This is a genomic window from Leucobacter chromiiresistens, assembly GCF_900102345.1.
Taxonomy (GTDB): domain Bacteria; phylum Actinomycetota; class Actinomycetes; order Actinomycetales; family Microbacteriaceae; genus Leucobacter; species Leucobacter chromiiresistens.
Genome location: NZ_FNKB01000001.1, coordinates 1,075,990 through 1,101,692 on the forward strand (window position 1 = coordinate 1,075,990; position 25,703 = coordinate 1,101,692).

The window sequence follows — 25,703 nt, forward strand, 5'->3', positions numbered from 1 at the left end:
GAGCGCACGCGTGCTCGGCGAGCCCGGTCGTGCTCGTCTGAGCCCGCGCGAGCTCGCCTGAGCGCACGCGTGCAGGATCGGCGACAGAAAGTCCGCTCCTCAGCGCGGCTCAAGCGGAGTTCGTGTCGCATTTCAGGAGGAGCCGAGTATCCGCTCGAGCGCGGCGAGTGTCTCGGCCGCACCGGCGTCGATGCGCACCGTCACCGACTCGCGCGCATCGATCGCGGTCGGCCCGCGGTTGATCACCGCGATCGGGATGCCGCGCAGCTGCGCGCGGTGTACCAGGCGGATGCCCGTGTTCACCGCGAGCGAGGTGCCGATCAGCAGCAGACCGCCCGCGGCCGCGACGAGCGCCTCCGCGGTCTCGAACACGGGCCGGGGCACGAGCTCGCCGAAGTACACGACGTCGGGGCGCAGGATCGACCCGCACTCCGGGCAGCTCGGAGCCTCGACGGTGGCGGTCTCGCTCACGAGGGCATCGCCGTCGGGGGCGATCTCGGCACCGGCGTTGCGCGCGGCGAAGCCCGGGTTGAGGTCGTCGAACCAGCCCAGCACCTGATCGCGCGTGAAGCGGTGATCGTGCTCCGTGCACCGGATCACGTTCCCGTTGCCGTGCAGCTCGACGACGCTCCGGGATCCCGCCCGCCGATGCAGATTGTCGACGTTCTGCGTGATCACGCCGTTCGTGAGCCCCGCGGCCTCGAATCGGGCGAGCGCGAGGTGACCGGAGTTCGGGGCGACGCCGGCGGCCCGCAGCGCGCCCACGCGCGCACCGGCCCAGAAGCGGCGACGGTACGCCGGGTCCTCCATGAACTGCGCGATGCTCATCGGCGTGCGCGGCGGCGTGCCCGCACCGCGGTAGTCGGGGATACCCGAATCGGTGCTGATGCCGGCACCCGTGAGCACCGCGAGCGGGGCGGCCCCGAAGAGTGCCGCGAGCCGCTCGAGTTCGGCCGAACGGCTCCCGGACGGGTCGCTCGCAACCGCCGCCCTGCGGGGCCGCGCCTCGGACGAGCGGTGTCGGGCTGAGTGATCGTTCATCTGGGGTTCTTCTTTCCCGCGATTCGACGTGCGCGAAGCTGGAGCCACGTGGTGAGGAGCACGTCGGCGTTGGAGAGGTCGATGCCGTGCTGTTCCTCGATCTGACGCATACGGTATCGCACGGTGTTCTCGTGCACGGAGAGGGCGCGGGCGGTGCGGGCGACATTGCCGAGATTCGCGCACCAGGCCTCCAGCGTCTCGACGAGGAGTGCCTGTTCCGCCTCCAGGGCGACGAGCCCCGGGGTGAGCAGTTCGGGTTCTGAGAGGAATACCGCTTCGACGCGTTCGAGAATGAGCAGCGTTCGCACGGCGTCGACCGTGACGATGCGTCGGGAGATGATCCCGCCATGTCGTTCGGCCGTGTCGAGCAGGCGATCGGCGAGCTGTCGCAGCGCGGCGACTTCGCCCGAGCGATACGCGGCGCCGGGCAGGGAGACGAGCGTGCCGGGCCCGACGAGCCGGTCGATGACGGGAAGCAGCGGTTCGACGAGGTGCGTCGCGGGGAGGAGCGGCTGACGCGCGACGAGCGCGTACACGCGATCCCCGCGCGCGACCGTCACCGACTCCGGGCGATGCAGGGCGAGATGGCGCTGCACCGTCGACCGCAGTTGCGCGAGCGTGGTCTGCCGCGCATCTTTCGCGGGGGAGAAGACGATGAGCTCGCTGCCGCGCTCCTCGGGATGCCCGAGTTCTGCGAGTTCGGAACCCGTGACGTCGCTGCCGTCGAGGAGCGTGCGGAGCCTGGCCTCGCGGGGGATGTGCGTCGTGCGTCGCGCGTGGATGTCGCTGAGGAGGTGCGCAGCAGCCAGTGAAGCGGCCTCGCGGATCCTCGCGCCCTGCTCCGCGGTGAGCTCGGGGAGACCGCTCGAGTCGATTGCCCAGATCGTGCCGAGCGGGAGCGCCCCCGCACGTATCGCGAAGGCCACCCGCGGCTCCTCGTCGCCGAGACGCGGATACTTGATCGGGTCCTCTGAGCGCAGCACGGTGCGGTACTGGTCGTCGTTGAAGGGGGAATCGGGCACTTCGCGGGTGAGGATTCCCTGGGTGCGGAGCCGGTCGATGAGCTGCCCCGGTACCGATGAGTAGGCGATGATGCGGCGCCCGAGATCCTCGATGGCGACCGAACCGCCGAAATACTCCGCGAGCTCGTTGGCGAGAGCGAACAACGGCTCCAAGCCGCGATCCCGGTGCGCGTCGTCGCGGTGGCGCCGCTCGCCGAGCGCTTGAGCGAGCAATGAGTCGAACAGGCGCCAGCTCACCTGGTCCGCGATGCGGATGCAGGGGATGCCGACGCGTTCGGCGAGCAGCTCGAGCGCGGCAACGTGGTCGTCGCTGCACTTGACGACGATGCCGGCTGCCGCGTGGCGCGCCGCCAGGTTCGCGAGGTCTGCGATGTGCTGCACCGACAGCTGCTGCGGCGCGGGTACGAGGAGGAGCAGCCCTGCTTCGTCGGGAATGGCGTCACGGGCGTCGTAGAACTCGGCGCCGCGCACTAGGTGCTGCAGATCGCGCGCGCCGAGCGGCGTCGCGATCCCCGGCTCGAACAGAGCGAGCAACTCGGCGAGCGGCACTCCATCGGAAACAGGGATTGGAGAAATCTGCGTATCCACGCTCCAAATATATGCCAGAACCACAAAGCTCTCGGCCGTCTCGAAGCCTAACCTGGACACGCAACGACGCCAACGGAGGCCCCTTATGCACACCATGCCGCCCGCTCCCCAGGGCACCCGTCTGAGTGAACTGCGGGAGGTGCTCCCGGAGGAGTCATCCGTGACAGCCGACGGAGTGCTCTCGATCGGGGGCGTGCCCGTCACGACCCTGGCGGAACGCTACGGCACCCCGCTCCACGTCATCGACGAGACCGGGCTGCGCAGACAGATCCGCCGCTTCGTCGACGGCCTGCAGAGGCGATGGCCCAACGCGGAGGTGCTCTTCGCATCGAAATCGCTTCCCGTCGTCGGCATGTATCGCGTCGCTCAGGAGGAGGGCATGTCGGTCGACATCGCCGGCGGCGGCGAGCTGCGGCTCGCGCTCGCCGCCGGGGTCGCCCCGGAACGTCTCCACTTCCACGGAAACGCGAAGACCGATGCAGAGCTGCAGATGGCGCTCGATGCCGGAATCGGCACGATCATCGTCGACAACTGCGACGAACTCGATCGCCTCGAGCGATTGCTGACGCGGCCCCAGAAGCTCCTGCTCCGGGTCATCCCCGGAGTCGACGCAGACACTCATGCTTCGCAGGCCACGGGCGGAGAGCGCTCGAAGTTCGGTCTGCCGATGCGGCAGGCGCACGCCGCCATCGAGCGCATGCGCGCCCACCCCTTCATGGAATTCGAAGGCGTGCACCTGCACATCGGATCGCAGATCCTCAACACGCGGCAGTTCGCCGAAGCGGTGGAGAAGATCTCCTCGGCGGGAACGTTCGACACCTACGACGTGGGCGGAGGCCTGGGGGTCAAATACACCTACGACGAGGAGGCGCCGAGCGTCGAGGCGTATCTCGACGCCATCGTTGCGGCCGCACGCGACCACCTGCCGGAATCCGCCCGCCTCATGATCGAGCCCGGACGTTCGGTCGTCGCTCGCGCAGGCATCACGCTCTATCGCGTCGTCTCGGTCAAGCGGACCGGCGACGTGTTCGTCGCCGTGGATGGAGGGATGGCCGACCAGCTCGACGTCGCGCTCACGCATCAGCGATACGAGGCGGTCATCGCCGATCGGCTCGACGAAGCCTGGACCGAACGCGTCCAGCTCGTCGGGCGTCAGTGCGAGTCGGGTGATCTGCTGGTCGACGGCGCCGACTTCCCCGCCGCCCGCGTCGGCGACCTGGTCGCCATGGCGACGACCGGTGCGTATGCATACACGATGGCCAACAACTACAACGGCGCCCTCAAACCCGCGATCGTCTTCGTGCGCGAAGGCGAAGCGCGTCTCGTCGCTCGGCGCGAGACGTACGACGATCTGCTCGCTCTCCATGCCCCTGCTGCCCTGTAGCGGGACGCCCCGCACCCGCCGCGCCCCGGCACTCACGACACCTCTCAACGACGAAGGATCTGCTCATGACGAAGTACCCACTTGCCCTGCTCGCCACCGCAGCCGTTGCGACTCTCGCACTCTCCGGCTGTTCGGGATCCGGCTCCGCCGATGCGGCGAACGAAACGGCCTCGTCGAGCCTGCCGACGGGTGACGAGATCACGACGACGGCGGACGCCGCCCTCGGCGAGCTGCTTCCCGAGGACATCGTCGACGCCGGCGTCATCAACATCGCCGTCGACATCCCGTTCCCACCCATGGCGATGTACGACGAGAACAATCGCGAGATCGGTTTCGACCCCGAGCTCGGTCGTCTGCTCGGCCAGAAGCTCGGCATCGACGTCTCGCTGAACAAGCAGGCATTCGACTCCGTGATCCCGTCGTTGCAGGCGAACAAGAACGACATCATCATGAGCGGCATGAACGACACCCCCGAGCGGCAGGAGACGCTGAGCTTCATCGACTACACGCACGGAGGCTTCGCCATCGCCGTGCAGAAGGGCAATCCCGAAGGCATCACCACGCAGCGCGACCTCTGCGGGAAGACCGTGTCGGTGCAGAAGGCCACGGTGCAGGGTGATCTGCTCCGCGCCATGGACTGCGACGTCGACGTCATGGAGCTTCCGAGCGATCTCGATGCCCAGACCGCGCTGCGGGCCGGAAAGAGCCAGGCGTACACCGCCGACGCAGTCGTCGCGGAGTACGTCGTCGCCACCACCGATGACGGGGAGGCCTTCGAGATCGTACGCGACCCCGAGAACCCTGCCGGGTTCAACCCCGTCTACAGCGGCATCGGGGTGCTGAAAGACGATACCGAGCTCATCGAGGCCGTGCGGCAGGCGCTGCAAGCCCTCATCGACGAAGGCACCTACCAGGAGGTGCTCGAACGGAACAGCATCGGCGCATACGCAGTGGAATCTGCAGAGGTCAATCAGGGAGCTGATGCCTCATGACCGTTCAAGCTTCCGTCCGCGAGGGAGTGACCGTGCCGGTACCCTCGACCGAGGACGACGTCGAGGCGATCCCGCTGCGACGTCCGTGGCGGTGGATCAGCGCCGTCGTCGTGCTCATCGTGCTCGCGGCATTCTGCTACGTGATCGCGACGAACCCGAATCTCGACTTCGGCACGGTGGGCGAGTTCCTCTTCGACCAGCGGATCCTCGAGGGGGTCTGGCTCACCATCGTCATCACCGTGATATCGATGGTGGTGTCCACAGTGCTCGCCATCGTGATCGCCGCGATGCGGCTCGCGTCGAACCCGGTGCTCTCGAGCGTCGCCTGGTTGTACGTCTGGGCGTTTCGCGGAACGCCCGTCCTCGTGCAGATCGTGCTCTGGGGATACCTCGGATTGCTCTTCGACCGGATCGCCCTCGGCGTGCCGTTCACCGACGTCGTCTTCTGGTCCGTCGACACGAATTCTCTGGTGACGCCGTTCATCGCCGGACTGCTCGCACTGACCCTCAACCAGGCCGCGTATTCGTCGGAGATCGTGCGCGCCGGAATGATGTCGGTGGACGAGGGGCAGCGCGAGGCCGCCTACTCGCTCGGCATGTCGCCGCTCTACACGTTCCGCCGCGTCCTGCTGCCGCAGGCCATGCGCGTCATCATCCCTCCGATGGGGAACGAACTGATCTCCATGCTGAAGAACACGTCGCTCCTGTCGGTGATCGCGGTGATGGAGCTGTACACGCAGGCGTCGGTGATCTCCTCGTCGAATCTGAAGCAGGTCGAGCTGCTCATCGTGGTCAGCGCGTGGTACCTCTTCATGACGAGCGTGCTCTCGGTTCCGCAGTACTACCTCGAGCGCCGCTTCGGGCGAGGGGCTACCCGGGCGCTGCCCCCGACTCCGTTCCAGCGCGTTCGGGCGATGATCGATTCCCGCAGACCCGGGCCCGAGCCCGCCCCTGCGACGACGAAGGTGGAGGTGGTCGAGAGATGACCGCGAACAATGTGCGAGTGGAGACTCACGGGCCGGAGCTGGAGCAGGAGGTCGGGAACGCGCTCGTCGAGATTCGGCGCGTGCGCAAGAGCTTCGGGGCGCACCAGGTGCTCCGGGATGTGTCGCTCGCCGTTCCTGCGGGCACCGTCACCGTGCTGCTCGGGCCCTCGGGGTCGGGGAAATCGACGCTGCTGCGGTGCGTGAACCACCTCGAGACGATCGATGGCGGTCGCATTCTCGTCGACGGCGACCTCATCGGCTATCGGCAGTCCGGGGCGAAGACCCACGAGATGAGTCCCCGGCAGATCGCTCGCCAGCGGCGCAGCATCGGGATGGTGTTCCAGCGGTTCAATCTGTTCCCCCATATGACGGCGGTCGAGAACGTGTGCGAAGCGCCCATCGGCGTCGCTGGGCGATCGAGGGCGACGGCGCGGCAGCGCGCGCGCGACCTGCTCGACCGGGTGGGCCTTGCCGACTTCGCCGACCACTATCCGGCGCAGCTGTCGGGCGGTCAGCAGCAGCGCGTCGCAATCGCGCGTGCGCTGGCCATGGATCCCAAACTCATGCTGTTCGACGAGCCGACGAGCGCTCTCGACCCAGAGCTCGTCGGAGACGTGCTCGACGTGATGCGCGGGCTCGCCGATGACGGGATGACGATGATCGTGGTGACGCACGAGATCGGGTTCGCCCGGGGCGTCGCCGACCAGGTGGCGTTCATGGACGGCGGTGTGATCGTCGAGGCCGGACCTGCCGGCGACGTCATCGATCGTCCGCAGCGCCAGCGCACGCGCAACTTCTTGGAGAGCGTGAGGTGAAGCCGCCCGTCGCATCGTTCGCGTCCTTCGTTTCGTTCGCTTCGTTCGCGCCGTTCGCGTCGTTCGCCGGGCGGCTCCGACCCCGCCGGTAGAATCGGCTGCATGACCAGTGCGCGCGAACAGCTCATCGACCTCATCACGAGCGAGGCCGTCTTCCACGGCGACTTCACCCTCACGAGCGGCAAGAAGGCGACGTATTACATCGACCTGCGCAAGCTGAGCCTCGATCACCGGGCCGCTCCGCTGATCGGGCAGGTCATGCTCGATCTCATCGACGACATCGACGGGGTCGTGGCCGTCGGCGGCCTGACGATGGGCGCCGATCCGATCGCGTCGGCGATCATGCACCAGGGCGTCGCTCAGGGCAAGGTGTACGACTCGTTCGTGGTGCGCAAGGAGCCGAAGGATCACGGGCGGGGCCGCCAGGTCGAGGGGCCCGATCTCGCAGGCAAGCGCGTGATCGTCGTCGAAGACACCTCGACCACCGGCGGATCGCCGCTGAAAGCGATCGAGGCGCTGCAGAAGGTCGGCGCCGAGATCGCCGCGGTGGCGGTGGTCGTGGATCGCCAGGCGCCCGCCAAGGAGCGCATCGAGGCGGCCGGCTTCGAGTACCGCTACGCGATCGGCCTCGACGACCTGGGGCTCGACCCGCAGTAGCGGCGCGCGCCGGCCGGCGCGGCGCCGCCCCCGCCGGCCCCGCGCCGCCCCCTTCAGCCGACCCGCAACCGCGAGTCGAGGAGCCGGTAGGCGACGCCGAGCAGCGCGATGACTATGAGCGACGCCACGGCGACGATGCTGAAGTACTGACCCTCGGAGCCCGGCTGGTAGAGGCCCGACACCCAGCCGGAGAGGGTCGATCCGCCCGCCATGGTGAGGAAGTAGAGGGCCGTCATCTGCGCGTTGGCGGCGCGCGGTGCGAGCTCGGCGGTGAATGACAGTGCGGACGGCGCGAACAGCGCTTCGCCGAATGCGAACAGCAGCATGACCGGGATCGCGGCGAGCAGCGGCATCGACTGGCCGGCGCCGAGGCTGAAGGGAACGATGAGCGCGGCGCCGAGCGCCATGGCGACGACGCCGGTGATGAGCTTGCTCACCGGCTGCATGCGGGAGGCCCGGCTGCGCGTCCACAGCACCGCGAGCAGGGCGGTGATGCCGGCGACGGCGAGGCTCTCGAGTGTGACGATGAGCGTGGGCGGAATGGTGACGGAGCCGGCCGTGAGTTGGATCTTCGTATCCGCGAAGACCGCGAACGCCGTGAAGAGCTGGAAGAGCAGTGTCCAGAAGACGAGGCTCATCAGGAAGACGGGGAGGTACCGGAGCACGGAGCGACGCTCGGCGGGGGTCACCTGCCGGTTCGTCAGCAGCATGGCGAAGATGGCGACCGCGGCGGCGACCACGACGAGGGCGACCGCGTTGCTGATGTTGTCGGCGCGCACCATTCCGGTGGCGACGACCAGGGCGACGAGCGCGATGCCGGCGGCGGCCGCGATCGCCCACCGGAGGCGGTGCGCCGGGGGGAGCGGGTTGGGCACGACCGCCGTGCTGGCGGGCAGCTTGCGCATGCCGATGGCGTACTGGGTGAGGCCCACCGCCATGCCGACGGCCGCGGCGCCGAAGGCGATGTGGAAGCCCCACTCCTGGTGCAGCCACCCGGTGAGCAGCGGCCCGAAGAACGCGCCGATCGTGATGCCCATGTAGTAGATGGAGTAGCCGGCGTCGCGCTTCGCTCCGCCCTTCGGGTAGAGCGCGCCGACCATCATCGTGGTGTTGACCTTCAGGCCGCCGGTGCCGATGACGATGAGCGCGAGGCCGATCACGAGGCCGAGGAGGCCCGGTACGACGGCGAGCATGACGTGGCCCGCGAGGATCGCGCTGCCGCCGATGAGCACCACGTACCGGGGGGCGAGCACGCGGTCGGCGATCCAGGCGCCGACGATCTGCGCGATGTAGACGAGGCCGCCGTAGGCTCCGGCGATGCCGAGGGCGACGGGCTGCGGCAGACCGAGGCCCCCGTCGGTGACGGAGTAGTACAGGTAGTAGGCGAGCAGCACCTGGAGGCCGTAGAAGCTGAAGCGCTCCCACATCTCGGCCGCGGACAGCGTGATCAGGCCGCTGGGCTTCGCCTCGTCGGCGACGACGCCGAGTGCGCGGGTCACGCCGATGCGCTCGGTCGCGATCTGGGTTCCGCCGGTCGGGGGAACGTCGGGGGAGGATTTCGCCATTGGTATTCCTGGGTCGCGTGCGCGCATCACCGCGGGCACATCAGATGCGTCGTGCAGATCAGCGGGCCGCCGCGGCCTCGCGGTTGCGCACCGGGCGAACCGCGACTTCATAGGGCAGTTGGTCAGACCAACTGATCGACATTCAAATGGTAGTGGTGGTCGCGGGACGTGTCAAAACGCCGCAGCGCCGCAGCGCCCCAGCGCCGCAGCGCCCCCCCCCGCGGGAAGACGCGAACGGGCCCCTGCCCCCACCGGTGCGGTGGAGGCAGGGGCCCGTGAGTGCCGGAGTCAGAGCACCTTCGACAGGAACTGCCGGGTGCGCTCGTGCTTCGGGTTCGTGAAGACGAGCTCGGGGTCGCCCTGCTCGATGATGGCGCCCGCGTCCATGACGATGAGCCGATCCGCCACCTCGCGGGTGAAGCCCATCTCGTGGCTCACGATGATCATCGTCATGCCCGCCTTCGCGAGATCCTGCATCACCTGCAGCACCTCGCCCACCATCTCGGGGTCGAGCGCGCTCGTCGGCTCGTCGAACAGCATGAGCGCCGGGCGCATCGCGAGGGCGCGCGCGATCGCGACGCGCTGCTGCTGCCCGCCCGAAAGCGAGCGGGGCCGCACGTCGGCCTTGTCGGAGAGGCCGACGCGGTCGAGCAGCTCCCGCGCGTAGGCGACCGCCTCCGCCTTCTTCTCGCCCTTCACCCGCACCGGCGAGTGCCAGATGTTCTCGAGCACCGTCATGTGCGGAAACAGGTTGAAGTGCTGGAAGACGAAGCCGATGTCGGCCCGCTGCGCGGCGAGCGCCTTCGCCGAGATCTCGGTGACCTTGCCGTCGTCGCGCACCCGCTCGCCGATGCGCTGCCCGTCGACGTAGATCTCGCCGCTGTCGATCGGCTCGAGGCGGTTGAGCGTGCGCAGGAAGGTGGTCTTGCCGGCGCCCGACGGGCCGACCAGCACGACGACTTCGCCGCGTTCGATCTCGAGCGACACATCGGTGAGGATGTGCCGATCCCCGAACCACTTGTTCACCTCGACGGTGCGCACGATCGGGCCGTCGGAGACCGATACCGGGGCGGTGTACTCGCTGAGCGCGTTCATGCCGCGACTCCTTCCAGGTCGGCGATCGGGCTCTTCGGGGCGACGCGATCCCGCTTGCTGCGGAAGCCGAACAGGCGCTTCCAGACGGATTCGGCCTTGGGCAGGCCGGCCTTCGCGTTGAGCCAGTTCTCGATGAAGGTCTGGATGATCGTCCACACCGTGGTGAGCAGCAGGTAGTACAGCGCGACGACGATGTAGATCTCGAACACCTTGAAGGTGGCCGCGCTCATCGAGCTGCCCACCTGGAACATCTCGGCCACGCCGATGATGGAGAGGATCGAGGTGCTCTTCATCAGGCCGTTGAACGAGTTGCCGAGCGGCGGCACCATGACGCGGATCGCCTGGGGCACGATGATCCACCGCATGGAGGCGAGGGGGGTCATGCCGAGCGACAGCGCCGCCTCGGTCTGCCCCTTCTCGATCGACTCGAGGCCGCCGCGCACGATCTCCGAGATGTAGGCGCTCTCGTTGAGCATGAGGGCGACGATGGCGGCCTGCACGGCGCCCTTGATGAGGATGCCGACGGTGACGTCTTCGAGGCGGAGCCCCAGCGTCAGGTCTTCGAATCGGAAGAGGTTCGCGGCCGCGAACCCGGTGTAGATGATGACGAGTTGGACGAGCAGCGGGGTGCCGCGCACGATCCAGATGTAGAGGCTCGCGAAGATGCGCAGCGGCACGAACCGGCTGCGGCCCATGAGCGCGATGAGGAGGCCGAGGATGAGCGCGAGCGCCATCGCCGCGATCGAGATGACGATGGTGAGCGCGAGCCCGTTGAGGAAGCTTTCACTGGGCGTGAAGAGGCTCTGCCAGAAGTAGTCCCAGTCGAATTTCATGAAGTGTCTTTCCTGTCGCCGCTGTCTGCGGCGGCCGCGCGGGCCGCCGCAGACGACGGGTTACTCGGGCTGGGTGATGTCGTTGCTCTCGACGCCCCACTCGGCGAGGATGTCGGCGTAGGTGCCGTCTTCGACCATGGCGGCGAAGGCCTCGTCGAGGGCGTCGTTCAGCTCGGTGTTCTCCTTCAGCGTGGCCGCGCCGATGCGGATCTTGCCGAACGGTTCGCCGACGGCCACGAGGTCGCCGTCCGACTGCTGCTCGTAGTAGCTCATGATCTCGGTGGTGTCGATGAACGCGTCGGCCTGGCCGGCGAGCACCTGCTGCAGTGCGCTGGTCGCCTCATCGACGAGCGTGATCGCGAGCGGCTCCTCGCCGTTCGCGGCGCACTCGTCCGACTTCTCCTGCGCCGAGGCGGCGCCCGTCGCGCCCGTGATGCCGACGACCTTCGTGCCGCAGAGGGAGTCGTCGAAGCCGGTGACCTTCTTCGGGTTCTCCTTGTTCACGGCGACCGCGGTGCCCGAGTAGAGGTAGGGCACGAAGTTCGCGATCTCCTCGCGCTCGGGCTTGATGTAGAGCGACCCCATGATGACGTCGCACTGCTTCGCCTGCAGCGCCGGGATGAGGCCGGCGAAGGCGTACTCGCCGAGCGTCGTGGTGACGCCGAGCTTGTCGGCGAGCGCGTTGGCGATGTCGATCTCGACGCCCTGCAGCTCGTTGTTCTCGTCGTAGTAGATGTTGGGCGCGCTGTCGCCGGTGCAGACGGTCAGCGTGCCCTCCTTGATGATGGTCGGCGGTGCGAGCGTCGCCTCCGCGGCGCTCGTGTCGCCCGAGCCGCCGTCGTCGCCGGAGTCGTTCGAGGTGACGGTGCATGCTGCGAGCGACAGCATGAGGCCGGCCGCTGCGGTGAGCGCCAGCGCGGGCGCGAAGCGCCGTGCTGATTGGGGGAAAGCCACGATGATTTCTCCGTTCGGTGATCCCGGCTGGCGCCGGGAGAAACGTTGCATACTCCGAGAGTGTCGGGTGTATGCTGCGATCAGCTGTTGGTCAGACCAACTGCCGAACTGAATGGAACATACATCGGCACCCGGCCCCGCGTCAACGGGCAGGCCGAGCCGAAACGCAACCGAAACAGAACCCGGCCGGCGCGGTCGGTATAGCATCACGAGGGCGCGAACTGCAGCCCGAGACCACGATGGAGGCGTAGTGGATTGGAACGACATCGGTCGGGCGACAACGCTGTCGCTGCCGGATCGACTCTCCGTCGACATCGAGCGGCTCATCCTCGACGGCAAGCTCGAACCGGGTGAGCGCCTGCCGCCCGAACGCGAACTCGCCGACCACTTCGGCGTCTCCCGCGTCTCGATCCGGGAGGCCCTGCGCGAACTCGAGAACCGCGGCCTCATCGACCGGAGGCCGGGGCGCGGCACGATCGTGCTCAGCCCCGGCGAGCGCGCCGGGATCGCAGACGGCGCCCTCGGCGAACTCGCCGCCCTGCAGCCCGAGCTGCACGACATCATGGAGCTCCGCGCCATCGTCGAGCCGCCCATCGCCCGCATCACCGCCACGCGCGCGACCGACCGCGACATCGCCCAACTGCGCGAACTCGTCGAGGCCATGGAGGTCGACGTCACGAAGGAGCGGTACGCCGAGCTCGACCGCGCCTTCCACCAGGCCATCGCCCAGTACGCGCACAACCCGCTGCTCGCGCTCATCAACGAGCAGATCGCCCAGCGCATCGCCCCCAGCCGGGCGAGCCGCTACCAGACGCGCGCCCGCAGGCAGGCGTCGAGCATCGCGCACCGCCGCATCTTCGAAGCGATCGCGAGCGGCAACGCCGCCCTCGCCGAAGACGAGGCCCGCGCACACGTACTCGACATCAGCAACCAGATCGCGAACGCCGCGACGACCCAGGAGGAACTCCCCGCATGACGACCGCACCCGCCGCCCGCGGCGCCATCTCGACTTCGCACCACCTCGCCACCGAGGCCGGCGCCGAGGTGCTGCGCGCCGGAGGCAACGCCATCGACGCGGCGATCGCCGCAGCCGCGACCCTCTGCGTCGTGTACCCCAACAACGTCGCCCTCGGCGGCGACCTCGTCGCGCTCGTGCGCAACCCCGAGGGCGAGGTGCGATTCTTGAACGCCACCGGCACCGCTCCGGCCGGGCAGTCGATCGACGTTCTGCGCGAGCGCTACGGCGACCTGCTGCCGGTGCGCGGCATCGACACCGTCACCGTGCCGGGCGGCATCTGCGGGTGGAACGCCCTCCACGAGTACGGGGCCACGCGGCGGTGGGAGCAGCACCTCGAAGCGGCGACGCGCCACGCCGAGCAGGGGGTGCCGACCGCGCGATCCGTCGCGGCCGCCATCGTCGAGAACCGCGAGGTGCTCGAACTCGATCCCGGATGCCACGGCGTGTTCTTCGACCAGGGCCTCCCGCTCGTCGAGGGCGCCCCCTTCGTGCAGCCCGCGCTCGCCGCATCGCTCAAGCGGCTCGCCGCGGGAGGGTCGGCCGAATTCTACGAGGGCGAACTCGCGCAGCAGTGGGTCGACGGGCTGCAGCGCCTCGGATCGCGCATCACCCTCGACGACACGGCCGCGTACTCCGCCCAGTGGGGCGAACCGCTCGAGGGATCCTTCCAGGGCCACCGCGTGCTCACGGGGCCTCCGAACACCTCCGGCTTCATGCTGCTGCGCGCCCTCCGCGACATCGAAGCGGGCATCGCGGATCCCCTGGGCGCCGGCGCCGGCGACCTCGCCCGGTCGTTCCGCGCGAGCAACGCCGTGCGCGCCGCATCGCTCGCCGACCCCGCATTCGGCGGCGCCACCGGCGACGAGCTGATCGCGGCCGCGCCCCCCGCCCACCCGCCCGTGCGCGAGGCCAAGCCGAGCGGCGACACCGTGGGGCTCAGCGCCGTCAGCGCCGACGGCTGGGCGATCTCGCTCATCAACTCCGTCTACTTCGGCTTCGGCGCCGCCGTGCTCGAACCCGAGACCGGCATCCTCTTCCAGAACCGCGGCACCTCCTTCTCGCTCGACCCCGCGCACCCCAACTCCTTCGCGCCGGGCAAGCGACCCCGCCACACCCTCATGCCCGTGCTCGTGCTCCGCGACGACGAACTCGCCTGGGTGCCCGCGACGATGGGAGGATCGGCGCAGCCGCAGATCCACACCCAGCTCCTCGTGCGCTCCCTCGCCGGCGCCGCCCCCGAGGCCGCCACCCACGCCCCCCGCTGGATCGTCGACGAGCCCGGCGCCGACGGCGTCGTGCGCGTGACCATCGAGGAGGACGTGCCCGCCGCCGTGCACGAGGCGATCGCCGCAGCCGGGTTCCCGCTGAAGGTGGTACCGCCCGCCGACGAGGATCTCGGTCACTCGAACCTGATCCGTCTCGCCGCGAGCGGGGTCGACGCCGCGAGCGACCCGCGATCCGACGGATCCGCGATCGTCGTGTGACCCGCACCCGCGCGCATCATCGCGCCCTTCGCACCCCACGCGCCCGTCACGACCTCCGCGCCCGTCACGACCTTCGCCGGTGACGCCGGCGCGCCCCATCCGTAGCACTCCCCGAGCTCCAGTGAGAAAGCAGCACATGAACCAGATCGTCCGCCCCGGGTTCCTCCCGCTCCTCCTCGTCGGCGTCGCCGGCGGCATCCTCTCCGGGCTCTTCGGAATCGGCGGCGGCACGATCATCGTGCCGGCCCTCGCGCTCTGGCTGAGCATGCCCCAGAAGCTCTCCGCGGGCACGTCGGTCGCGGCGATCCTGCCCACCGCCATCGTCGGAGCCACGACGTACGGGCTGCAGGGGCACGTCGACTGGATCGCGGGCGCCTGCCTCGCCATCGGCATCGTGATCGGCGCGCAGGTCGGCGCCGCGCTGCTCGCGAAGCTGCCGGTCGGCGCTATCCAGTGGGGGTTCATGGTCTTCCTCGCGATCGTCATCGTGAGCCTCTGGTTCGTGGTGCCGCAGCGCGGCGACGAGATCGAGATCAATGCGCTCACGGTGATCCTGCTCATCGTGACCGGCTTCATCACCGGTGTGCTCTCGGGGCTGCTCGGCGTCGGCGGCGGCGTCGTCGTCGTGCCCGTGCTCATGTTCTTCTTCAGCGCGAGCGACCTCATCGCGAAGGGCACCTCGCTGCTGATGATGATCCCGGGCTCGATCTCGGGCACCATCGGCAACTTCCGCAGGCAGAACGTCGACCTGCGCGCCGCCGCGATCGTCGGGCTCGGCGCGTGCGTCTTCGTGCCCGTCGGCAACCTCTTCGCGGTGCTGGTCGACCCGTTCTGGGGCAATGTGGCGTTCTCGCTGTACCTCGTCTTCATCCTCGTGCAGATGCTGGTGCGCAAGCTCCGCGCGAAGAAGTAGCGGGGCGGGGCTCCGGGCCGGGCCGGGCCGCGGGCCGGGCCCGCCCGCCCTGCCCGCCGCCCGGCCCGTTCGGCCCGCGGCGTTACCCGCCCCTCCTGCGAGCGGGGTCGCTTCCGGAGGGTGTCGGCGTCGTGCGGAGTTGCGACACCCTCCCGAAGCGACCCCGCTGCGGCGTGCGCGGCGGGAAGGGTGGCGGCGATCCGCCGCCCGATCGCCGCGCGCCCATCTTCTCCGCAGCCGGGTCACCTTCGGTGCGTGTTGACGGCGCGACACGCGCCGAAAGTGACCCCGCTCGCATCGGATCCCGAAGATGCAGGCGGCGCTCACGCGATCCCGACGTTTTAATTGTTTCATTTGGGCATAATTGTGCTTGAATGAACGCATGACCGATGCCGTTCACCCCCTCGCCGTCGCAGTGTGGCAGGCCGCGAGCACGCCGCGCGACGTCGATGCGAATCTCGCCGCGCTCGACGCCGTCGCCGCTCGGGCCGCTGCGGACGGCGCGCACCTGCTGATCACGCCCGAGATGTACGTGAGCGGGTACAACATCGGCGAATCCATGGCCGGGATCGCTGCACGCCAACCGCTGGAGCGCGTGCGCCGGATCGCGGAACGCCATCGCATCGCGATCATCGCGGGCGGACCCGAGCTGCTCGATCCTGCGGAAGCCGACCCCACTGAAACCACCCCCGCCAACGCCGATCCCGGCCCGCCCGTCGCGAACGCGGCCTGGTTCATCGACGACACGGGCGAGGTGCTCGCCCGTCACCGCAAGATCCAGCTCTTCGGCGAACTCGACCGGGATCTCTTCGTCGCCGGCGACGCACCGCTCACGATCGCCGAGTTCCGCGGGCACCGCATCGCGATCCTCATCTGCTTCGACGTCGAGTTCCCCGAAACCGTGCGCGCTGCGGCGCTCGCGGGTGCCGACCTCGTCGCCGTGCCCACCGCGCAGATGGAGCCGTACGGGTTCGTCAACGAGCACGTCATCCGGGTGCGAGCGTGGGAGAACTCGGTGTACGTCGCCTACGCCAATCAGCACGGCCCCGACGGGGAGCTGCGTTACGTGGGTCGCAGCGTCATCGCTGACCCGTTCGGCGTGCACGTCGCGCAGGCGGACCCCTCCGGCGAGGCGCTCATCTTCGGTGACGTCGACCGCACTGCGCGCGAGCGGGCCCGTCGGCAGAACCCCTACCTCGACGAGGTGCGCACGGCGCTGTTTCGCTCCGACGAGCGCACCTGACGCAACGGGTCATCGCGCGCTGAAACCCACCGAACGCGCTGGAACCCACCGAACGCGCCGAAACCCATCGATCCCACCGAGACCTACCGAATTCGGCGAAACCCACCGATCCCGCCCAAACCCACCCGAGTTCAGCGAAACCCACCGATCCCGCCCAAACCCACCCGAATCGCACCGAAGCGCACCGCCGCCCCGGCCCCAGCACATCCCACCGAACGAGGAAGTTCCATGGCACATCCCACAACTCCCGACGCCCCGCAGCGGGCACGCCTCTCGGGCAATCTCGGCACCGGCAGCATCGCGTTCATGGTGATCGCCGCCGCGGCGCCGCTCACCGTGATCGGTGGCAACGCACCCCTCGCCATCGGCCAGGGCAACGGCGCCGGCGCTCCCGTCGGCTTCCTGATCGCGTCGATCGTGCTGCTGCTCTTCGCCGTCGGCTTCGTCGCCATGACCCCGTTCGTGAAGGAGGCGGGGGCGTTCTTCAGCTACGTCACGGTGGGTCTCGGAAGCCGCCTCGGCATGGGGACGGCGTACGTCGCCCTCATCGCGTACACGGCGATCCAGGCCGGCATCTACGGCTACATGGGCTGGGCGGTCATGGACCTCGTGCGCTACTACGGCGGCCCCGAGATCCACTGGTCGGTCTTCGCGGTGCTCGCGCTCGTCGTCGTCGGGCTGCTCGGCTACCGCCACATCGATCTGTCGTCGAAAGTGCTCGGGGTCGCGCTGCTGCTCGAGATCCTCGTGATGATGATCGTCAACGTCGCCGTGCTCGTGAACGGCGGCCCGGAGGGCCTCGCCCCGCAGTCGTTCGACCCGCAGGTCTTCCTCACATCGGGCATCGGGGTGGCGATCCTCTTCGCCCTCACCGGTTTCATCGGGTTCGAATCGACCGCGATCTACCGCGATGAGGCGCGCGACCCGAGTCGCACGATTCCGCGCGCGACCTACCTCGCGGTCGCGATCATCGGCGTCTTCTACACCCTCTCGGTGTGGGTGCTCGTGGTGGCGGCGGGGGCGAGCAACGTCACCGAGGTGGCGCAGCAGACCCTCTTCGGGTCGAAGAACATGCTGCTCGACACCGCGGGGGATTTCGCCGGTTCGCTCACGCGCAACGTCATGCAGATCCTCCTCATCACCAGCCTGTTCGCGTGCGTGCTGAGCTTCCACAACATCGTGGCCCGCTACCAGTTCGCGCTCGCGAAGATCGGCTCCATGCCGGCGCCGCTCGGCCGGGTGCACCGCAGGCATCAGAGCCCCGCGCTCTCGTCGCTGGTGCAGAGCGTCACGGCTCTCGTGATCATCGGGCTGTTCGTGGTGATCGGTCTCGATCCGCTCGTCGAGGTGTTCGGATACATGGCCGGCGTCGCGACGATCGGCATGGTCATGATGATGCTGCTCACCACTGTCGCGGTCGTCGTGTTCTTCGTGCGCAATCCGCGACTGCGGAAGAGCATCTGGACGGGCACGGTGCTGCCGGTCGTCGCGGTCGCCGCCCTCTGCCTCGCCGCGTGGCTGGTGCTCTCGAACTTCACGATGGTGACGGGCGGCAGTCTGGCCGTGAGCATCGTGCTCGCGCTCATCCCGCCCGCGGCGCTGGTCGCGGGGGCGATCGTGAATCGGAAGGACGGCGGGCGCACCGTCGACATCCAGCTCGACCGGGTGCTGGAGGCGGAGTCGCGCGAGTGAGCGGGGCGGGTCGCGGCGCGGGTCGTGGCGCGGGGCGCGGGTGCCGGATCGGGTGCTCCGGCGGTCATCTAAGCTGATGGGATGACTGGTGCGAAGCCGCGCGAGGAGGTGCCGGATCGCGCCGACCCCCTGCGGGCGCCGCGTGTGGCGGCGATCGCGCGCCTGAGCGCGATCGACACGGTGCGCGCGCGCATCACGATGGCGATCGACCTGGGCCTGCTGCAGCCCGACGAGCGCCTGCCTCCCGCGGACGAGATGGCCGAGTCGTTCGGCGTGAGCACGACGTCGGTGAGCCGCGGCCTCGCGCTGCTGCAGGACGAGGGCGTGATCGTGCGGAAGGCGGGGCGCTACGGCGGCAGCTACGTGCGCGGGGTCGAACGGGGTGCGCAGCGGCGCGCGCGGCGGGTCGGCGACGCTCGGAGTGTCGACGATGCGCCAGTGCAGTCGTTCCTCGACGACGACTCCCACGTGCACACCCTCATCGACGAACGGGCCGTGCTCGAGGCGGGGTTCGCGGCGCTCGCCGCTCACGCGTGCACGCCGCAGGATGTGGGGGAGCTGCGCGCGCTGGTGGAGCGTATGGCGGAGACCCAGAGCTGGGCGGAGTTCCGCAATCTCGACCGCGCGTTTCATCGGGGAGTGGTCGCGGCGGCCGGCGCTCCGCTCGCCGAATCGCTCGCGGCGCGCGTGAACGCCGACCTCGACCCCTACTTCCTGCCGTACAGCATGGGGCTGCTGCGCGACAGCAACCGCGAGCACGAGCAGATCGTGGACGCGCTCGAGCGCGGGGACGCGGGCGCCGCGGCACGGCTGACCGCCGCCCACGTGCAGGGCCTGCACCACTCGATGTACGTGGGGCTGACCGACGCCGGGTGATCCGCCGCCCGGCCCCCGCCCCCTCGCCCCTCGCCCCCCCCTCGCCCCCCCCCGCGCGCAGCGGGGTCGCTTTCGGAGGGTGTCGTGGCCGTGAGGGATCGCGACACCCTCCCGAATCGACCCCGCTGCGGGGTGGGCCGGGGAGCGGCGAGCGGAGCGAAGCGGCGCGCGGCAGCGGCGAACGGCGCGCGGCGCCGACTACAGCAGATCCGCGACCGAGCCCAGCACCTCGTCGGGGCGGAAGGGGAAGCGCTCGATCTCGGCGCGATCGGAGATGCCGGTCATGACGAGCACCGTGTGGAGGCCCGCCTCGATGCCCGCCACCACATCGGTGTCCATGCGGTCGCCGATCATGCCGGTGTTGTGCGAGTGCGCGCCGATCTGGTTGAGCGCCGAGCGGAACATCATCGGGTTGGGCTTGCCGATGATGTACGGGTGCTTGCCGGTCGCCTCCGTGATGAGCGCGTTGATCGCGCCCGTCGCGGGCAGCGGGCCCTCGGGGCTCGGACCGGTCGCGTCGGGGTTGGTCGAGATGAATCGCGCCCCCTTGCTGATGAGCCGGATCGCCTTCGTGATCGCCTCGAACGAGTAGTTGCGGGTCTCGCCGACGACCACGAAGTCGGGGTTCGACTCGGTCATCACGTAGCCGGCGTCGTGCATGGCGGTCAGGATCCCGGCCTCGCCGATCACGAACGCCGAGCCGCCCGGCTGCTGCTGCTTCAAGAAGGCCGCGGTGGCGAGTGCGCTCGTCCAGATGCGCTCCTCGGGCACGGAGATGCCGGAGGCCGCGAGCCGCGCGCTCAGGTCTCGGGCGGTGAAGATCGAGTTGTTGGTGAGCACGAGGTAGGGGATCTCCTGCTCGCGCCAACGCGCGATGAGATCGGCCGCGCCCGGAATCGCGCGGTTCTCATGAACGAGAACGCCGTCCATGTCGGTGAGCCAGCATTCGATCTCGGCGCGGCGAGGGTGCGGTTCGTTCTGGGTCATGCGTTCAGCGTAGCCCGCGCGTGTGAACGTGCCGTTTCACCCGCCCCGCCCGCGTCCCGGCCCGCGTCGGCTCCGGCTCCCGCTCCACCCCGCTCCGCCCGCCGAGGAGAAATGCGACGGAGAGTCCGCGTCAGAGCGCTCCTGAGACGGACGTTCTGTCGCCTCTCGGCGGACGGAGAGGCGGAACGGGGCGGGCGCGGGAACGGGGCGGGCGCGGGATCGGGGCGGGATCGGACCGGGGCCGGAGAGGACCGGAGCGGACCGCGGGAGGGATCGCCGAGCGCTACCCCTCTCGGCCGACGAGCGCGGGCACGGCTCCGAGCAGTTCGCGCGTGTACGGGTGCTCGGGCGCCGTCCAGACCCGTTCGGTCGGGCCCTGCTCGACGAAGACGCCGGCGCGCATCACGGCGGTGCGGTCGGCGATGGTCGCGACGACGGCGAGATCGTGCGAGATGATGACCATGCCGATCTGCAGCTCGTCGACGAGGCGGCGCAGGAGCTCGCCGACGTGCTTCTGCGACGAGGCGTCGAGTGCGGAGATCGGCTCGTCGGCGACGATCACCTGCGGTTTCGCGAGCAGCGCCTTCGCGATCGCGATGCGCTGCCGCTGGCCGCCGGAGAGCGCGTGCGGGTAGCGGGTGCGCAGCGCCGGGTCGAGGCCGACCCGTTCGAGCACATCGGTGATGTCGGCGAGGCGCGCCTCCGCCCCGAGCGCGTCGCCGCGGGCGCGGGCCGCCGCGTTCCACACCTCGGCGAGCTGCTGGTCGATGCGGCGGCGCGGGTTGAGGGAGGCGTAGGGATCCTGGAACACCATCTGCAGCGGCACGAGGCGCGCGGGGCGCCGTCGGATCGGCAGCGGCGTGACGTTCTCGCCCAGGAAGCGGATGCTGCCGCCCGACAGCTTGTTGATGCCGACGAGCGCCCGCGCGAGCGACGACTTGCCGCAGCCGCTCTCGCCGACGATGCCGACGATCTCGCCGGGGCGCACGTCGAGGTCGACGCCGTGCACGGCGACGAACCGCCCTTTGCCCTTGACGCGGTAGCTGACGACGGCGTCGGTCGCCTCGATGAGCGGCTGAGCATCGGGTGCACCCGCGGCGACTGGGCGTGCGGTCATGAGAGAACCTCCTCGGGAAGGGGCCACGGCACCTGCGGCACCGCGTCGAGCAGTACCCGCGTGTAGGGGTGCTGGGGTGACCGGAAGATGCGGTCGGAGTCGCCCGCCTCGACGATCTCCCCGGTGCGGAACACGTTGAGGCGATCCGCGATGGTGCTCAGCATCGCGAGGTCGTGGGTGACGAAGATGATGCCCATGCCCGACTCGCGGCGCAGCTCGTTGAGGAGCGCGATGATGCCGGTGCGGATGTTCGCGTCGAGCGCGGTGGTGGGCTCGTCGGCGATGAGCAGCTTCGGGTCGCACGCGAGCGCGATGGCGATGGAGACGCGCTGCTTCATGCCGCCGGAGAGCTGATGCGGGTACTGCCCGAGCAGGCGCTTGGGCTCCCGCAGGTGGACGCGCTCCATCAGCTCGATGGCGCGCGCCTCGGCGGCCGGCTTCGAGAGCCCGAGGTGCTGGCGCACGTGGTCGGTGAGCTGCTCGCCGAGCTTCAGCATGGGGTGCAGGCTCGATGACGGATCCTGCAGCACCATGGCGATGTCGGTGCCGCGCGTGCGCTCCCACTCCGATTTCGTCTGGGTGAGCAGTTCGCGCCCGTCGAAGCGGATGGAGCCGGAGGCGGCGAGCCCGTCGGGCAGCAGTCCGAGCAGCGCGAGCCCGGTGAGGGTCTTGCCCGATCCGCTCTCGCCGACGACGCCGACCACTTCGCCGGCCTCGACCGTGAACGAGACCCCGTCGACGAGCGGGGATCCGGCGCCGCTGGCGCGGGCGACCGTGAGATGGTCGACGTGCAGGAGGGTCATGACCCGGCTCCGTTCTCGTTCAGGCGGGGTTCGAGGTTGTCGCGGATCGCGTCGCCGATGATGTTGAAGGCGAGCACGACCGAGACGATCGCGAGGCCGGGGGCGACGGCGAGCCACCACTGGTCGAAGTACTGCACGGCGCCCGAGATCATGGAGCCCCATTCGGGTGTCGGCGGCACGGCGCCGAGCCCGAGGAAGGAGAGGCCGGCGAGGAAGAGGATCGCGGAGCCGATGTCGAGCATCGCGAGCACGAGCACGGAACCGCTCACCGCGGGGAGCAGGTCGACGACGATCGAGCGGAAGGGGCCGATGCCGGAGAGGCGGTTCGAGAGCACGAACTCGGATTCGCGGAGGGCGAGCACGATGGAGCGCACGGCCCGGGCGTAGGCCGGCCACCAGCTGATCGCGGCGGCGATCACGGCGTTCTGCACGCTCGGGCCGAGGGCCGCGGCGATCGCCATCGCGAGGATGATGCCGGGGAACGCGAAGACGAGGTCGGCGACGCGCATGAGGATCTCGTCGATCCAGCCGCCGAAGAACCCGGCGACGAGGCCGATCGCGGTGCCGATGAGGGCGGCCGCGGCCACGATCATGAGGCCGTTCGGGATCGACGTGCGCGCTGCGGCGAGGGTTCTGCTGAGGTTGTCGCGGCCGAGCGCGTCGGTGCCGAGCAGCGCCGTGGAGTCGGGCGGTGCGAGGGCGGGCCCGACGGTGGCGAGCGGATCCTGCGGGGTGAGCGCGGCGATGAGGATCACCGCGAGCCAGGCGATCAGCACGGCGGCCGCGGCGATCACCGAGGGCGTGCGGAGCCCTGCCGGGATGCGTCGCCGCGCGCGTTCGGGGGCGGCGATCATGGAGATGACGTCGGTGCGGGTCATTGGAGTCGGATCCTCGGGTCGAAGGCCGACGCGAGCAGGTCGGCGATGAAGTTCACGGCGAGGAAGATCACGGCGATCACGACGGAGATGCCGGTGATGGCGGTGACGTCGAGGTTCGTCGCCGAGCGGTAGGCGTACTGGCCGAGGCCGCCCCACGCGAAGATCTGCTCGACGTAGACGGTGGCGGCGAGCAGGAACCCGAAGGAGAGCGCGGTCACGGTGATGATGGGGCTCGAGGCGCTGCGCACCGCGTAGCGCATGAGCACGCGGCGGCCCGGGAGGCCCTTCACGCGCGCCGCCTTCACGGCGTCGGTGTTGAGCCCGTCGAGCACTGCGCTGCGGGTGAAGCGGAGCACCATGCCGAGGTTCGAGAGCGCGAGGATCATGGCGGGGAGGATGAGGTGCGCGACGGCGGAGCCCCACGCGTGCACGTCGCCGGCGAGCAGGGTGTCGACGGTCATGAAGCCGGTGACGCGCGGCGGGGGCGTCGCGGAGGCGTCGAGCCTGCCGCTGCCGGGGAGCCAGCCGAGCTGGCGGAAGAAGAAGCTCGACCCGATGAGGGCGAGCCAGTAGGTGGGGAGGCTGACGCCGATGAGCGAGACGACGCGGGCGAGGTGGTCGGGCCAGCGGTTGCGCGCGTAGGCGGCGACGATGCCGAGCGAGACGCCGATGAGCACGGAGAGCACGGTGGCCCACAGCACGAGCTCCAGCGTCGCCGGCGCGTACTTGGCGAGGTCGGCGGCGATCGGCTGGCCGGTCTGCTGCGAGATGCCGAGGTCGCCGCGGAAGAGCCCGCCGAGGTAGCGCAGGTACTGCTCCCAGATGGGCAGGTCGAGCCCGAACTTCTCGCGGAACGCGGCGACCGCCTCCGGGTTCGAGAGCGCCTGCTGGCTGAGGTTCGCGGTCTCGGGGCGCAGCGGCACCAGCACGCCGAGCCCGAAGGAGACGAGCGTGATGCCGAACAGGGTGACGAGCGAGGTGCCGAGACGGCGCAGCACGAAGCGGAAGTAGCCTCCGCCTCCGCCTCCGCCCGGCGCCGGGGCGGGCGCCTGCACGTCCGCCCCGGTCTCGGAAAGGGTGTGAGTCACGATGCGATGTCCCGTGCGTCTAGTCGATCTGGGAGAGGTTGATGGCGGCGAGCGGGTCGTGGCTGACGTGCTCGACGCTCGTCGACGCGACGAGGAAGAAGGAGGGCTCGAGCAGGAAGGCGAACGGCGCCTCCTCGTTCATCGACTCGTTCCACGCGGTGAAGGCGGCCTCGCGGTCGTCGCCGGTGGCGACGCGCGCCGCCTCGGCGAGCTCGGCGGTCTCGGGGGCGGCCTCGGCCGGCCAGTGCACGCGCTCGCCGATGAGCCCGCCGGGGGCGAAGACGAGTTCGTCGGAGGCGTCGGCCGTGTCGGGCGGCCACGACCACAGCGCCATCTCGGTCTCGCCGTCGACGTAGCGCTGCAGCGAGGTCGACGTGGGCGTCGGGTTCAGGGTCACCTTCAGGCCGATGGCCTCGAGCTGCGTCTGGAGGCCCTGGGCGAGGGTGTTGTAGTCGATGCCGGCGAGTCGGGTGTAGTCGTTGGCGTAGTCGAGCGTCACCTCGGTGCCCGTCTTCCCGGCATCGGCGAGCAGCTGCTTCGCGGCCTCCGGATCCGACTCGGGGCCTTCGCCTTCGGGGAGGGCGCCGATCATCATGGAGGGGATGATGCCGGTCGCCTCTTTCGCGCCGGCGCCGACGAGCGTGCGCAGCGCTTCGTAGTCGATGCCGGTCTTGATGGCCTCGACGATGTCGGGATCGGCGGTGGCTGCGCCCTCCTTCTGGGAGAGCGCGAGGTACAGCACCTCGGGCGATGAGGAGGACTGCACCTGCAGCGCCTCGGACTCCATGCCCTCGGCGATGCGGCCGGGGATGTCGAGTGCGATCTGGCTGTCGCCGCCCTCGATGTTCGCCTTCTGCTGCTGGGCGTTGTTCACGTTGCGGATCACGATGCGGTCGTAGGCGGGCGCTTCGCCCCAGTAGTTCTCGTTCTTGACGAGCACGATCTGCGCGTTGGTGTCGTAGCTCTCGAGCGCGTAGGGTCCGCTGCCGGCTCCGTTGGCGGGCTGGGTGAAGAACTGGCCCGCAGTGTCGGCGTCGGCGGCGTCTTCGGCGTCGGTGCCTCCGGCTGCGCGTACGGCTTCGTCGTCGACGATCGCGAGGGGCGGTGCGGTGAGGGTGTGCTCGATGTAGGGTGCGGGGTTCTCGGTGGTGAGCTGCACGGTGCGCTCGTCGACCTCGGCGACGGTGATGCCCTCCATGCGGTAGGCGGGGCTCGCGGCGAGGTGCTTGAGGCGGTTCAGCGAGAAGACGACGTCGGCCGCGGTGACGGGGTTGCCGTTCGCGAACGTCGCGTCGTCGCGCAGGGTGATCGTGAACTCGGTCGCCGCGTCGTTCGCGGTGATCGATTCGGCGAGCAGCGGCTGCGGGTCGGCGACGTTGTCGATGTAGGTGAAGAGGGTCTGGTACAGGCCGCTCGCGGTGATCGCGTCGGTGACCTGGAAGATGGTGGCCGGGTCGATCGACTGGGCGGTGAAGGCCTGGTCGATCACGAGGGTGCCGGTCTTCTCGGGTGCGGCTCCTCCGCCCCCCTGGGTGCTGCTCGAGCAGCCGGTGACGGCGAGAGCTCCGGTCAGCAGGAGAGCGCATGCCCCCACTGCTCTTCGCATTGGCTTCGGTGCCATGACGCGATTCCTTTCGGTGTCGGGTTGCCTTGAGCTGCACCGATTCGGCGT

General features: G+C 69.5%; 23 protein-coding genes. 11 read left to right on the forward strand and 12 right to left on the reverse strand.

Features of this window, described 5'->3' with window-relative positions:
• Nucleotides 1-132: 132 nt before the first annotated feature.
• Together BLT44_RS05020 and BLT44_RS05025 are read right to left on the reverse strand one after the other, a co-directional pair.
• Complete coding sequence (locus BLT44_RS05020) at nt 133-1,041, reverse strand: Sir2 family NAD-dependent protein deacetylase (protein WP_010155160.1); 909 nt, start codon at nt 1,039-1,041, stop codon at nt 133-135.
• Complete coding sequence (locus BLT44_RS05025) at nt 1,038-2,651, reverse strand: PucR family transcriptional regulator (RefSeq protein WP_231291489.1); 1,614 nt, start codon at nt 2,649-2,651, stop codon at nt 1,038-1,040. The genes BLT44_RS05020 and BLT44_RS05025 overlap by 4 nt, the downstream gene beginning before the upstream one ends.
• A gap of 85 nt (nt 2,652-2,736) precedes the next feature.
• On the opposite strand from BLT44_RS05025, the gene lysA reads away from it, so the two are divergent.
• From lysA to pyrE, 5 genes are all read left to right on the forward strand, one after another.
• Nucleotides 2,737-4,035, forward strand: coding sequence for a diaminopimelate decarboxylase (gene lysA / locus BLT44_RS05030; RefSeq protein ID WP_010155158.1), 1,299 nt, complete (start codon nt 2,737-2,739; stop codon nt 4,033-4,035).
• Nucleotides 4,036-4,100: 65 nt separating this feature from the next.
• Nucleotides 4,101-5,027, forward strand: a complete 927-nt coding sequence (locus BLT44_RS05035) for an ABC transporter substrate-binding protein (RefSeq protein WP_010155156.1) — start codon at nt 4,101-4,103, stop codon at nt 5,025-5,027.
• A complete protein-coding gene (locus tag BLT44_RS05040; protein WP_010155155.1) occupies nt 5,024-6,013 on the forward strand; it encodes an amino acid ABC transporter permease in 990 nt (329 codons plus the stop codon). The genes BLT44_RS05035 and BLT44_RS05040 overlap by 4 nt, the downstream gene beginning before the upstream one ends.
• Nucleotides 6,010-6,828 (forward strand): amino acid ABC transporter ATP-binding protein, encoded by an 819-nt coding sequence (locus tag BLT44_RS05045; protein WP_010155152.1) that lies wholly within the window; start codon nt 6,010-6,012, stop codon nt 6,826-6,828. The genes BLT44_RS05040 and BLT44_RS05045 overlap by 4 nt, the downstream gene beginning before the upstream one ends.
• A gap of 102 nt (nt 6,829-6,930) precedes the next feature.
• On the forward strand, nt 6,931-7,485 hold the full coding sequence (pyrE, locus tag BLT44_RS05050; protein ID WP_010155151.1) for an orotate phosphoribosyltransferase: 555 nt from the start codon (nt 6,931-6,933) through the stop codon (nt 7,483-7,485).
• 53 nt (nt 7,486-7,538) lie between these two features.
• Here the strand turns inward: pyrE and BLT44_RS05055 are convergent, their stop codons facing one another.
• The 4 genes from BLT44_RS05055 to BLT44_RS05070 form a co-directional block, all read right to left on the reverse strand.
• Nucleotides 7,539-9,050 carry a peptide MFS transporter gene (locus BLT44_RS05055; protein WP_010155150.1) on the reverse strand — a complete coding sequence of 504 codons (1,512 nt, stop codon included), beginning with the start codon at nt 9,048-9,050 and terminating at the stop codon, nt 7,539-7,541.
• 288 nt (nt 9,051-9,338) lie between these two features.
• Nucleotides 9,339-10,145: an amino acid ABC transporter ATP-binding protein gene (locus tag BLT44_RS05060; protein WP_010155149.1), complete on the reverse strand. Its 807-nt coding sequence runs from the start codon at nt 10,143-10,145 to the stop codon at nt 9,339-9,341.
• Complete coding sequence (locus BLT44_RS05065; RefSeq protein ID WP_010155148.1) at nt 10,142-10,978, reverse strand: amino acid ABC transporter permease; 837 nt, start codon at nt 10,976-10,978, stop codon at nt 10,142-10,144. The genes BLT44_RS05060 and BLT44_RS05065 overlap by 4 nt, the downstream gene beginning before the upstream one ends.
• Nucleotides 10,979-11,038: 60 nt before the next feature.
• Nucleotides 11,039-11,932 carry an ABC transporter substrate-binding protein gene (locus tag BLT44_RS05070; RefSeq protein WP_010155147.1) on the reverse strand — a complete coding sequence of 298 codons (894 nt, stop codon included), beginning with the start codon at nt 11,930-11,932 and terminating at the stop codon, nt 11,039-11,041.
• 250 nt (nt 11,933-12,182) lie between these two features.
• On the opposite strand from BLT44_RS05070, the gene BLT44_RS05075 reads away from it, so the two are divergent.
• From BLT44_RS05075 to BLT44_RS05100, 6 genes are all read left to right on the forward strand, one after another.
• Nucleotides 12,183-12,908, forward strand: coding sequence for a FadR/GntR family transcriptional regulator (locus BLT44_RS05075; protein WP_010155146.1), 726 nt, complete (start codon nt 12,183-12,185; stop codon nt 12,906-12,908).
• Nucleotides 12,905-14,434: a gamma-glutamyltransferase family protein gene (locus BLT44_RS05080; protein ID WP_010155145.1), complete on the forward strand. Its 1,530-nt coding sequence runs from the start codon at nt 12,905-12,907 to the stop codon at nt 14,432-14,434. The genes BLT44_RS05075 and BLT44_RS05080 overlap by 4 nt, the downstream gene beginning before the upstream one ends.
• Nucleotides 14,435-14,570: 136 nt before the next feature.
• Nucleotides 14,571-15,347 carry a sulfite exporter TauE/SafE family protein gene (locus tag BLT44_RS05085; protein WP_010155144.1) on the forward strand — a complete coding sequence of 259 codons (777 nt, stop codon included), beginning with the start codon at nt 14,571-14,573 and terminating at the stop codon, nt 15,345-15,347.
• Between the two features lie 382 nt (nt 15,348-15,729).
• The gene (locus BLT44_RS05090) at nt 15,730-16,590 is read left to right on the forward strand and encodes a nitrilase-related carbon-nitrogen hydrolase (RefSeq protein ID WP_010155143.1); all 861 of its coding nucleotides are present in this window, start codon (nt 15,730-15,732) and stop codon (nt 16,588-16,590) included.
• A 228-nt stretch (nt 16,591-16,818) separates the two neighbouring features.
• Nucleotides 16,819-18,282, forward strand: a complete 1,464-nt coding sequence (locus BLT44_RS05095; protein WP_010155141.1) for an APC family permease — start codon at nt 16,819-16,821, stop codon at nt 18,280-18,282.
• Nucleotides 18,283-18,363: 81 nt separating this feature from the next.
• Nucleotides 18,364-19,158 (forward strand): FadR/GntR family transcriptional regulator, encoded by a 795-nt coding sequence (locus BLT44_RS05100; protein WP_010155140.1) that lies wholly within the window; start codon nt 18,364-18,366, stop codon nt 19,156-19,158.
• A gap of 198 nt (nt 19,159-19,356) precedes the next feature.
• Here the strand turns inward: BLT44_RS05100 and BLT44_RS05105 are convergent, their stop codons facing one another.
• From BLT44_RS05105 to BLT44_RS05130, 6 genes are all read right to left on the reverse strand, one after another.
• Nucleotides 19,357-20,145, reverse strand: a complete 789-nt coding sequence (locus tag BLT44_RS05105) for an HAD-IIA family hydrolase (protein WP_010155138.1) — start codon at nt 20,143-20,145, stop codon at nt 19,357-19,359.
• Between the two features lie 283 nt (nt 20,146-20,428).
• A complete protein-coding gene (locus BLT44_RS05110; protein ID WP_010155137.1) occupies nt 20,429-21,262 on the reverse strand; it encodes an ABC transporter ATP-binding protein in 834 nt (277 codons plus the stop codon).
• The gene (locus tag BLT44_RS05115; RefSeq protein ID WP_010155136.1) at nt 21,259-22,065 is read right to left on the reverse strand and encodes an ABC transporter ATP-binding protein; all 807 of its coding nucleotides are present in this window, start codon (nt 22,063-22,065) and stop codon (nt 21,259-21,261) included. Before BLT44_RS05115 ends, BLT44_RS05110 begins: the two co-directional genes overlap by 4 nt.
• Nucleotides 22,062-22,943: an ABC transporter permease gene (locus tag BLT44_RS05120; RefSeq protein ID WP_010155135.1), complete on the reverse strand. Its 882-nt coding sequence runs from the start codon at nt 22,941-22,943 to the stop codon at nt 22,062-22,064. Before BLT44_RS05120 ends, BLT44_RS05115 begins: the two co-directional genes overlap by 4 nt.
• Nucleotides 22,940-24,031 carry an ABC transporter permease gene (locus BLT44_RS05125; protein WP_231291488.1) on the reverse strand — a complete coding sequence of 364 codons (1,092 nt, stop codon included), beginning with the start codon at nt 24,029-24,031 and terminating at the stop codon, nt 22,940-22,942. Before BLT44_RS05125 ends, BLT44_RS05120 begins: the two co-directional genes overlap by 4 nt.
• Nucleotides 24,032-24,050: 19 nt before the next feature.
• A complete protein-coding gene (locus BLT44_RS05130) occupies nt 24,051-25,652 on the reverse strand; it encodes an ABC transporter substrate-binding protein (RefSeq protein ID WP_081473286.1) in 1,602 nt (533 codons plus the stop codon).
• Nucleotides 25,653-25,703 lie beyond the last annotated feature (51 nt).

What these genes read in the sequence shown, in the direction of transcription:
- BLT44_RS05020 (WP_010155160.1), bottom strand. Translation starts at nt 1,041, where the DNA reads ATGAACGATCACTCAGCCCGACACCGCTCGTCCGAGGCGCGGCCCCGC.
- lysA (WP_010155158.1), top strand. Translation starts at nt 2,737, where the DNA reads ATGCACACCATGCCGCCCGCTCCCCAGGGCACCCGTCTGAGTGAACTG.
- BLT44_RS05035 (WP_010155156.1), top strand. Translation starts at nt 4,101, where the DNA reads ATGACGAAGTACCCACTTGCCCTGCTCGCCACCGCAGCCGTTGCGACT.
- BLT44_RS05040 (WP_010155155.1), top strand. Translation starts at nt 5,024, where the DNA reads ATGACCGTTCAAGCTTCCGTCCGCGAGGGAGTGACCGTGCCGGTACCC.
- BLT44_RS05045 (WP_010155152.1), top strand. Translation starts at nt 6,010, where the DNA reads ATGACCGCGAACAATGTGCGAGTGGAGACTCACGGGCCGGAGCTGGAG.
- pyrE (WP_010155151.1), top strand. Translation starts at nt 6,931, where the DNA reads ATGACCAGTGCGCGCGAACAGCTCATCGACCTCATCACGAGCGAGGCC.
- BLT44_RS05055 (WP_010155150.1), bottom strand. Translation starts at nt 9,050, where the DNA reads ATGGCGAAATCCTCCCCCGACGTTCCCCCGACCGGCGGAACCCAGATC.
- BLT44_RS05060 (WP_010155149.1), bottom strand. Translation starts at nt 10,145, where the DNA reads ATGAACGCGCTCAGCGAGTACACCGCCCCGGTATCGGTCTCCGACGGC.
- BLT44_RS05065 (WP_010155148.1), bottom strand. Translation starts at nt 10,978, where the DNA reads ATGAAATTCGACTGGGACTACTTCTGGCAGAGCCTCTTCACGCCCAGT.
- BLT44_RS05080 (WP_010155145.1), top strand. Translation starts at nt 12,905, where the DNA reads ATGACGACCGCACCCGCCGCCCGCGGCGCCATCTCGACTTCGCACCAC.
- BLT44_RS05085 (WP_010155144.1), top strand. Translation starts at nt 14,571, where the DNA reads ATGAACCAGATCGTCCGCCCCGGGTTCCTCCCGCTCCTCCTCGTCGGC.
- BLT44_RS05090 (WP_010155143.1), top strand. Translation starts at nt 15,730, where the DNA reads ATGACCGATGCCGTTCACCCCCTCGCCGTCGCAGTGTGGCAGGCCGCG.
- BLT44_RS05095 (WP_010155141.1), top strand. Translation starts at nt 16,819, where the DNA reads ATGGCACATCCCACAACTCCCGACGCCCCGCAGCGGGCACGCCTCTCG.
- BLT44_RS05100 (WP_010155140.1), top strand. Translation starts at nt 18,364, where the DNA reads ATGACTGGTGCGAAGCCGCGCGAGGAGGTGCCGGATCGCGCCGACCCC.
- BLT44_RS05105 (WP_010155138.1), bottom strand. Translation starts at nt 20,145, where the DNA reads ATGACCCAGAACGAACCGCACCCTCGCCGCGCCGAGATCGAATGCTGG.
- BLT44_RS05110 (WP_010155137.1), bottom strand. Translation starts at nt 21,262, where the DNA reads ATGACCGCACGCCCAGTCGCCGCGGGTGCACCCGATGCTCAGCCGCTC.
- BLT44_RS05115 (WP_010155136.1), bottom strand. Translation starts at nt 22,065, where the DNA reads ATGACCCTCCTGCACGTCGACCATCTCACGGTCGCCCGCGCCAGCGGC.
- BLT44_RS05120 (WP_010155135.1), bottom strand. Translation starts at nt 22,943, where the DNA reads ATGACCCGCACCGACGTCATCTCCATGATCGCCGCCCCCGAACGCGCG.
- BLT44_RS05130 (WP_081473286.1), bottom strand. Translation starts at nt 25,652, where the DNA reads ATGGCACCGAAGCCAATGCGAAGAGCAGTGGGGGCATGCGCTCTCCTG.